Here is an 8283-nt window from a genome sequence, read left to right as displayed (position 1 = left end):
TCCCAATCAGATGGAAGCGGGCACAAAATATCGACTACGCCACGACTGGGTTTGCGGGCCGTGAAACACAGCCATTTCCACCCCCGTTTGGGAGAACGGTCGAAGCGGCGGATATCAACCGATCTTCCAGCCGATGACATCGCGATCCGGCCGAAGCCTCTTTCAGGATCGCAGCCGACATCGCTCCCCTTAAACCGCCATCTTCCAGATCGGTCTGGCGGCGGCACCCTCGGGCACAGGGGGAGGAGGTGTTTCCCCCTTTAACGGCTCTCCTAATAAGACCTCTATTAGCAAGTCCGTTAACGGGGGAAAGTTCGGCTGGAAGACAAACTGGTCGCTCCGCTCCTTCCAGCCCCCCCTCTGCCTACGTCGAAAGATATGGCCGCCGCCAGTTCTCGAAGGTTATAAGTAAGGGAAGGTGGCGGACACCGTTGGAGGTCATGTTCCAACGAGGATCAGCAGGTCGATCACGTCTTCACACTTACGGATATCGTGATCTCATTAGTGGTGCTCGGCTTGTACTTGGGCATCCCCGTGTAGTCGAAGTTTCGCCAGCGCGTTTCGGCCTCCAGAACCTCGCCCCATGCCCGTTCGAACATCGTTGTCAGGACAAAGAAGGATGGATGGGTTGATGAGACGGATAGACCTCGCGAAGCCGTCAGCGCGAGAAGGTGGGTCTCTACGGCATTGGTCTGATCGTCGAGACTCTCGAAGATTGCCTTTCGCTGGGCGGCGGCATCTTCTGAAACAGCGATGGCGGCAAACGCCTCGACGCGGCCGCCTTTCTGCGCCGCCCCGAACAATCGGCACTCTTCCTCATAGGTCAGTCTTCCCGCCATCGGATTAGGGTCGTGGAGGATGGCTTGGGCACGTCGATAAAGTTCACTTGCCCGCCAATCTTCGATCATCGAGACCACGGTGTGAACAGGGAGCCGTTCCGAATCGTCTTGGAGCTTGGTCCAATCCTGCTGACCGGTTTTCCGTTCGCGATCATAACTCTTTTTGATCTTTGAACGGCGATGGTCCCTAAAAGCACTGACTTCCGATAATGGATACCAAGCTGTTCCGCCTGTAGGACTGGTTGTTGAGCGGTAGTAGGCTGGACCTCCACCCACGCCCTTCTCATCGGCCTTGGCCAAGTTAGCGAGATAGCCCGAACTGACGCCGATCTCCTCGGCTGCTTCATCTCTGGTGAGAAGATGCTCGTCAGGAATGCCCAGCAGCGCAGCGAGAGCGGATTTCGATATCGAACGATGGGGAGAAGAGGCGTCGGACATGCGTCAACGCTCGCACTCTGAAGCTTTCTATCCGGTTTCGAAATTAATCAATGTGAAGGATCGGAGGCCAATGTGAAAACTTGGAAGCCGATATGAAAAGGGGTCTGATTAACCTCATCTATCATCGCTCGGATTCGGCCCAAATCCGTGACCTATGGCCTCATCACCAACCGATGAGGACGTCGAAAACATATGGTCATCCGCCGCCAGAAGGCTGCTCAAGCTCAGAAGGCCCACGCCGCTAACGACAACCTGCCGACCACCACGCCGCCGCCGCCCGCCGCGCCGACCGCGCGACTGGTGAAGGGTGAGTGCATCGTTTCCATGGACGCCATGGTCGCTGGATTGGTTGATCTGATCGTGACGTCGCCGCCCTACCTGAACATCGGCATGCCTTACGGTGACAGCTTCGCGAGCATCGAGGACTACATTGAGTTCTCTCGCCAATGGATCACGGCGGCGGCTCGTGTTCTCAAGCCTTCACCTACGGCGCGGCGTCCGTGGAAGCCGGCGCCCTGCCGACATGGCTCGCGCACAAGGCGGACGGACCCAGCCGCGACGACGCCACCTTCTGCTTTGCCCGGCTCGCACGATGAGCGCCCGCCCGATGCCGCGTTTGCGCCAAAGCTTCCCGCGCGGCCCGCGTCTCGCTAGCATCCCGACTATGGGGGACGGGGACGGGATCGCCGGGGACGAGGATAGCCGCGCACTGCTGCACGCCTGGCAGGCGGGCGACGCGGCGGCGGGCGACCGGCTGTTCGCGCTGGCGCATGACGAACTTCGCACCGTCGCCGCCGCTCTCCTGCGCCGCGAGCGCCATAGCTCTCTGTCCAGCGGCGACCTGGTCAACGAGGCCGTGCTGCGCCTGATCCCGCTGGAGCGGATCGATTGGCGCGACAAGGCGCACTTCCTGGCGTTGTCTGCGCGCGTCATGCGGCAGGTGCTGGTCGATCACGCCCGCGCGCGTCTGACGGAAAAGCGGGACCATCACCGCGTGACCCTCGTCACCGGCATGGGCGCCGAGGCGCCGCCGGTGGACTTGCTCGATCTCAACGCCGCGCTCATCGAACTCGAAGGCTGGGACCGCGACCGCGCGAGCCTCGTCGAGATGCGCTATTTCGGCGGGATGACGATCGACGAGATCGTCGCCGTCACCGGCCAGTCCGCCCCAACCGTGAAGCGCCGCTGGCGCTCGACCCGCGCCTGGCTGATGCAAGCCATGCAGGAGCGCCCGGAATGACCGACCGTTCGCTCGATCAGCGCGCGCTCGCCCTGTTCGAGGCGGCGCTGGACCTTCCCGCCGCCGCCCGCGAAGCCTGGGTCATGCAGCAGGCCGGCGCCGACAAGGCTCTCGCCGACCGCGTCCTGTCGCTGTTCGCCGCCGACCGGGCGGCGTCCGTCGCGGTCCACACCGGCGGCGCGCAGGCCAGCGTAGACGCGCCGCTGCCCGAACGGATCGGCGCCTATCGCATTGTCCGCCGCATCGGCCAGGGCGGCATGGGCGCGGTCTATCTCGGCGAGCGGGCATCCGACGACTTCCGCCATCAGGCCGCGATCAAGCTGGTCAAACCGGGCGTCCTGTCCGACGCGCTGATCCAACGGTTCCTGGCCGAGCGGCAGACGCTGGCCGACCTCGTCCATCCCAACATCGCCCGCTTTCACGACGGCGGCGCGACCGAGCGGGGCGAGCCCTACATCGTCATGGAATATGTCGATGGCCGCCCGATCACCGACTGGGCGGCGGACAACTCGCTCGGCATCCCCGCGCGCCTCGCGCTGTTCCGTCAGGTGTGCGACGCGGTGCGTTTCGCCCATCAGAATCTGATCGTCCACCGCGACATCACCCCGTCCAACGTGCTGGTCGCCGCCGATGGCGCGCCGCGCCTGATCGACTTCGGCATCGCCAAGCCGCCCGAGGCGGAGGGCGGCGACGGCGCGGCGTCCTCGCCCTATCCCTCGCTCGCCGGCCTCAGCCTGACGCCCGGCTTCGCCGCGCCCGAGCGCATGGCGGGCGTCGGCGCCACCACGCTCAGCGACGTCTTTTCGCTGGGCCGCCTGCTCGACGTGCTGGTGGAAGACCACGCGCCCGACGCCGACCTGAAGGCGATCATCGCCACCGCCACCGCGCTCGACCCCGCCGATCGTTACGCCTCGGTCGATGCGCTGATGGACGATCTCGACCGCCATGCCACCGGCCGCACCGTCACCGCCCGCAATGGCGGGCGGGGCTATGCGATCGGCAAATTCGTGCGCCGCTACCGCTGGCCCGTCACCGCCGCCGCCGTCGCGCTGGCGCTGATCCTCGCCGCGCTGATCGTCGCGCTGGTCTCCTACTGCCGCGCCGAGCGCGCCCGTGTCGCCGAGGAGCAGCGGTTCGAGGAAGTGCGCGCCCTGGCCGGCTACATGATCTTCGACCTCAACAGCCAGCTGGAGCGCATCGCGGGCTCGACCAAGGCGCGCGCCGACTTGGCCGAGCAAGCCGGCCGCTATCTGTCCGCGCTCGCCGCCTCGCCCGGCGCCGACGACGCGCTGAAGCTGGAGGCGGCACGCGGCTTCATCGCGCTCGCCCGCGCCCAAGGCGTTCCCGACCGACCGCATCTCGGCCAGATTGAAAGCGCCCGCGCCAACCTGGAGCGCGCGATCGGCATGATCCGCGACCTGCGAGAGCCTTCCGCGCCGGACCTCGCCGAAGCCCAGGCGTCGCTGGCGATGATCCTAGGGCACATCGACTCCAAGACGGACGCCGCCGCCGCGCGCCTCGTCGAGGCGCACGCCGTTCTGGCCGCCGTGCCGTCCGCCGCACGGGACCGGCGTTGGCACATGGCGCGCCGGAATGTCCGCAAGGCGGAACTGGACATGACGACGCTGACCGCCTCGCTCGACGACATGCCGCGCCTGTCCGACCTTCTTGAAGCGGAAATCGCGGAATGGCCGGCGGCCATGCGGGACAGCTCAGACGCATCCCTCGACCGCGCCTATGCACGCTACTATCGCGGCATCCACCATTATTTCCTCGACCAGCCCGATGACGCGGTGGCCGATCTATTGGAAGCCGAGAGGCTCTTTCGCGAAGCTGAGCGCGCGAACCCCGGCGATCCCAACATCCTCTATGCTTTGGCTTGGAACGCCAACGTCGGCTACAGTTCCGCCACCCAATCGCCCGCGCTCGCCGGACAGGCGCGCCGCTTCCTCGACCAGGCGTCGAGCATCCTCGACCGGCTGCTGCAAATCGAGAGCAACGACGATGGACTGCGCGCCTTCGCCGCGAAGGTGCAGCAGGCCCGGTCTCAGGCGCTGAGCGCGGACGGGCGGCACAGCGAAGCCATCGCCCTCCAGCGCGGCGTGATCGCGATGCACCAAGACGTGCTGCGCCGAAACCCGACACCCGCGCGGTCGAACCGCTTAGTGCTGGCACACGTCACAATGGCGAACATCGCCAGAGCCGCCGGCGACCGGGACACCGCCTGTGCGGAATATCGTTCGGCGCGAGAAAAACTAACCGTTCTAGACCAGCGAAATGAAGCCCTGGGATCCGTAGGGCGATACGGTGCGGGTCTCGACGCCAATCTTGCCGCCTGTTCTTGGGGCGGTGCTGCGAACGATCTCGTCATCTTGGAATAGTTAGCGGACCGACTAGTGATCGCCTATAGCTCCAGGCGTGAAGGACGAGTGGATACAGAAAGTCAGTCGGGCAGCGGGCGGCGCAACCCAGCACGCGCGGCACCCCTCCACGTCGGGCACATTCTATCTGTCCAAGGGTCGAAACTTCTCCGGCGTCAACTACGAGGCCGAGATCCCAGCCGGCCTTCACATCAGCTGTGGTTTCGCACCGTCGATGGCAAGTCAAACATCCTTCGGTGAGCTTTCACTGGCTCGATCCGGATTGTCGGTCTTGAGCAGCCGGGAGCCAATTCGATTGCGCACGGCGGTGTCTTCAGGTGAGTTCCGTTCGGCGGGGCTGTCGATCGACTGGCAAACTTTGGCGGACCACGATCTGCCAGCTTGTCTCGCAGCCATTCCCGATAACGTGTGCATGGGGGTTGAGAGGATTCCGCCGCGAATAGTCGCGGCGCTCGTGGCGCCGATTGACGAATGGTTTCAGGGTACGGCGCGCGACCTCGCTATCGAAGGTCGCTCGCTTGCACTATTCGCGGTGCTGGAACAGTGCCTCGCAACGAGTTCCGAGACACTGGAATCGTCACGGAGTCTAAGCTTGGCAAATGCCGCGCGGGAGATCGTCGATGTCGAGTTTGCCGGGACTCTCACCATCCACAGTCTCGCCGCTCGACTGAAATGCAGTCCGAGGACCCTGACCTCGGCTTTCCGTCAAAGTTTCGGAACAACGATTGGCGCCTATCTCACTGACTGCCGCTTGGCCGCCGCCGCATCCCTGCTGCGGAGCGGCTACGGCGCGACCCAGACAGCGTACCGGGTCGGGTATACGCCGGCTCACTTTGCGACGGCTTTTAAACGCCAGTTCGGCGTATCTCCGCGCGAGTGGTCTGGTGGTGCTGCTCAGAGCCGAAAGCCTTTGCCGCTTACCGAAAGCCCGCGTCGTTGATGTAATATTGTAACCCGATTAGCTGCGAGGGTTCGCATTGATGGGGTGCTTTGATGAAATCTGTGGTTGCCGGCCTGTTGCTGACAGGAGCCGCGATGCCGGCTTACGCGCAAACCAGTTCTCCGCAAGAGTCGACGGTTTTGGAAGAGATCGTCGTCACTGGAACGCGCCAGGACACGCGATTGGCCGACACCCCGGTCGCCGTGACCGTCCTGTCTGAAGACTTCATCCGCGATGCCCGCATCGAAAGCGTGCGTGACATCGATGATTACGTCCCAAACGTCCAGTTCAATCAACTGAGCCAGATCGGGAGCACCTTCGTCACCATCCGCGGCATCGAATCGAACCCGTTCATCGTCAATCGCGCGGCGGTGTACGTTGATGGGATTCCGTTTCGGGAGGTGCAGGACCAATCGCTCGGTTTCATCGAGCAGGTTGAGGTGCTGCGCGGCCCCCAGGGAACGCTCTACGGCTCGAACACCGAATCTGGATTGATCGTCATTCGTACCCGGATGCCGACGGATAGTTTCGAGATGGATGCGTCGCTCACGGGAACGTTCTTCGGCAATGGTGAGGGCATCGATGCGCGGTTTGCGGCGGGAGGACCACTTACCAGTACGCTCGCGGGATCGGTGGTCGTCACACACGAGGAGGCAGACAGCTTCCTGCGTAATATCGCATCGTCGATCGGCGAGCCCGGATACCTTCAAAACAGTTTCGTTCAGGGCAAGTTGCGATGGAACCCCACTGAACGCCTCACGATCGACTTGCTCAGCTACTATTTCCGCCAGCGCGCTCCGGGTCTCTACAAGCAGGAGTTCCTCCCGATCGATCCGGACGTCTACAATGCGAACTATTCTGGCTTCAATGGCGGCCTGACCCCCGGCCGCTATCGCCTCGTTAACGACGCTCCAAAAAACACGGAGCGCGACGAATACACGGTCGGTGCCAATCTGAACTACGACCTCGGCGGCGCGCGGCTCGACGTCAACGCCTCGTGGCGCAGCGACACGGATGACGCCTTCGGGACCGACATCGACTTGACCGCGCTGCCGGCGGTCGCCGGCGCTGACTTAGGAAGCGACCGGTTCGTCAATATGGAGGCGCGGCTTTCGGCGGCGAGGGGCGACCCGGTGCAATGGGTCGTCGGAATGAACCACTACCGCGATCGCCGTCAGCAAACCCTGTTGACCCTGGTGGGGCCCGGAGGCCTGGCCGATTATAACCCAGCCCCTCCGCAGACCAGCCGATCGCGGGATTATGCCGTGTTTGGAAATGTCAGCGTGCCGATTGCCGATAAGGTTCGGTTAGGTGGCGGCCTGCGGCTGGAAAGCGCCGAACGCGCGTTGAACCAGCAGGCTGGCTCGCTCGACCTTGGTCCCGCTGGTCAGTTTGCGTTCGCGGCCGAAGATCTCAGCCAAACCTTTACCGAGTTGCTCCCCCGTGTTTCCATCGACTGGAAGCCCACGGAAAATCTGCTGCTTTATACATCGGTCGCCAAGGGGTGGATTCCGGGAGGCTTCAACCTTGCCGCCGCGTCTGTCTCGGTAACGGAGGATTTCACGCGCTACGGAGCCGAGACACTGTGGACATATGAGGCGGGTGCCAAGCTGACCCTGCTGAATGGCCGGGCACTGTTGGCGGGCGCTGTCTTCCATACTGACGCGCAGAATTGGCAGGAGTACAACGTCCTCGTCGACAGCTCGGGGCAGGCGGTGTCAACCAATCTCATCACTTCAAACGCCGCAATCCGAAGCCGGGGTTTTGAGGTTGAGTTGACCGCGCGACCGGACCCGACGCTGAACCTCACCGCATCACTCGGTTACGTCGACTCCATCTACACCGATTATCGCTTCTCAGCGGTTCAGGACTTCACCGGAAACCGCGTCAAGCTTGTGCCTCGGTTCGACGCGTCTCTTGCCGCGAGCTGGCGACCGTGGCGCGGTCTTTTCCTCCGGGGCGAGGCGAATGCGGTCGGTGACACGCCTCTGCACCCAGAGAATATAGCCAAACAGAACGCCTACGTTTTGCTGAACGCGCAGGTCGGCTGGGAGCAGGATGGGTGGGATTTGCGTCTGTTCGTCGACAACATCACCGACGAGCGGGTTTTCACGACCCAAGCCTATTCGAACTTCGCGTTCGGATTTGACGGCACCTACTACGCGGGGATCGGCTCACCTCGCGTCATAGGTCTACGTTTAGCCCGTCGGTGGAGGTGAGTGTCGCCCGATAGCTCGACGAACCAGTGATGTTTCGCAATAGCTCAGTTGCTCCGGTCGCTAGCTAAGAAGTTGCTGGTCGGACGAGGTCTGTTGCCAGATGCAACTGGCTTCTTAGGCGCTGGATGGCTGCGACGCGTTCGCCAAGTTCCACCCGCCGATCGACGCGCTTAGCTACGCTCACCACAGGGGCGAAGACCATCTGATCCTCCCTCGGTTTGGTGGA

The 8283-nt window shown here is 63.3% G+C and carries 6 protein-coding genes; 5 read left to right on the top strand and 1 reads right to left on the bottom strand.

Annotated features, from left to right (window positions below; genetic code table 11):
• Positions 1 to 467 precede the first annotated feature (467 nt).
• The gene (locus VH88_RS16165) at positions 468 to 1277 is read right to left on the bottom strand and encodes a hypothetical protein (RefSeq protein WP_146756763.1); all 810 of its coding nucleotides are present in this window, start codon (positions 1275 to 1277) and stop codon (positions 468 to 470) included.
• Between the two features lie 192 nt (positions 1278 to 1469).
• Here VH88_RS16165 and VH88_RS14810 point away from each other — a divergent pair, with 192 nt between their 5' ends.
• The 5 genes from VH88_RS14810 to VH88_RS14790 are packed head-to-tail and all read left to right on the top strand — an operon-like array spanning position 1470 to position 8057.
• Positions 1470 to 1931, top strand: coding sequence for a DNA methyltransferase (locus tag VH88_RS14810; RefSeq protein ID WP_045811930.1), 462 nt, complete (start codon positions 1470 to 1472; stop codon positions 1929 to 1931).
• Positions 1932 to 1941: 10 nt separating this feature from the next.
• The gene (locus VH88_RS14805; RefSeq protein WP_045811929.1) at positions 1942 to 2517 is read left to right on the top strand and encodes an ECF-type sigma factor; all 576 of its coding nucleotides are present in this window, start codon (positions 1942 to 1944) and stop codon (positions 2515 to 2517) included.
• Positions 2514 to 4898: a serine/threonine protein kinase gene (locus VH88_RS14800; RefSeq protein WP_045811928.1), complete on the top strand. Its 2385-nt coding sequence runs from the start codon at positions 2514 to 2516 to the stop codon at positions 4896 to 4898. The genes VH88_RS14805 and VH88_RS14800 overlap by 4 nt, the downstream gene beginning before the upstream one ends.
• 37 nt (positions 4899 to 4935) lie before the next feature.
• Positions 4936 to 5838, top strand: coding sequence for a helix-turn-helix transcriptional regulator (locus tag VH88_RS15855; protein ID WP_082064535.1), 903 nt, complete (start codon positions 4936 to 4938; stop codon positions 5836 to 5838).
• Positions 5839 to 5891: 53 nt separating this feature from the next.
• Entirely contained in the window at positions 5892 to 8057 is a 2166-nt protein-coding gene (locus VH88_RS14790; protein WP_052689636.1) for a TonB-dependent receptor, read from the top strand.
• The last annotated feature ends 226 nt before the right edge of the window (positions 8058 to 8283 follow it).

This window comes from Brevundimonas sp. KM4 (assembly GCF_000964075.1).
In the GTDB taxonomy this organism is placed as follows: Bacteria; Pseudomonadota; Alphaproteobacteria; order Caulobacterales; family Caulobacteraceae; genus Brevundimonas; species Brevundimonas huaxiensis.
This window is presented reverse-complemented; position numbering and strand designations above follow the sequence as displayed.

What these genes read in the sequence shown, in the direction of transcription:
- VH88_RS14790 (WP_052689636.1), top strand. Translation starts at nt 5,892, where the DNA reads ATGAAATCTGTGGTTGCCGGCCTGTTGCTGACAGGAGCCGCGATGCCG.
- VH88_RS14800 (WP_045811928.1), top strand. Translation starts at nt 2,514, where the DNA reads ATGACCGACCGTTCGCTCGATCAGCGCGCGCTCGCCCTGTTCGAGGCG.
- VH88_RS14810 (WP_045811930.1), top strand. Translation starts at nt 1,470, where the DNA reads ATGGTCATCCGCCGCCAGAAGGCTGCTCAAGCTCAGAAGGCCCACGCC.
- VH88_RS16165 (WP_146756763.1), bottom strand. Translation starts at nt 1,277, where the DNA reads ATGTCCGACGCCTCTTCTCCCCATCGTTCGATATCGAAATCCGCTCTC.
- VH88_RS14805 (WP_045811929.1), top strand. Translation starts at nt 1,942, where the DNA reads ATGGGGGACGGGGACGGGATCGCCGGGGACGAGGATAGCCGCGCACTG.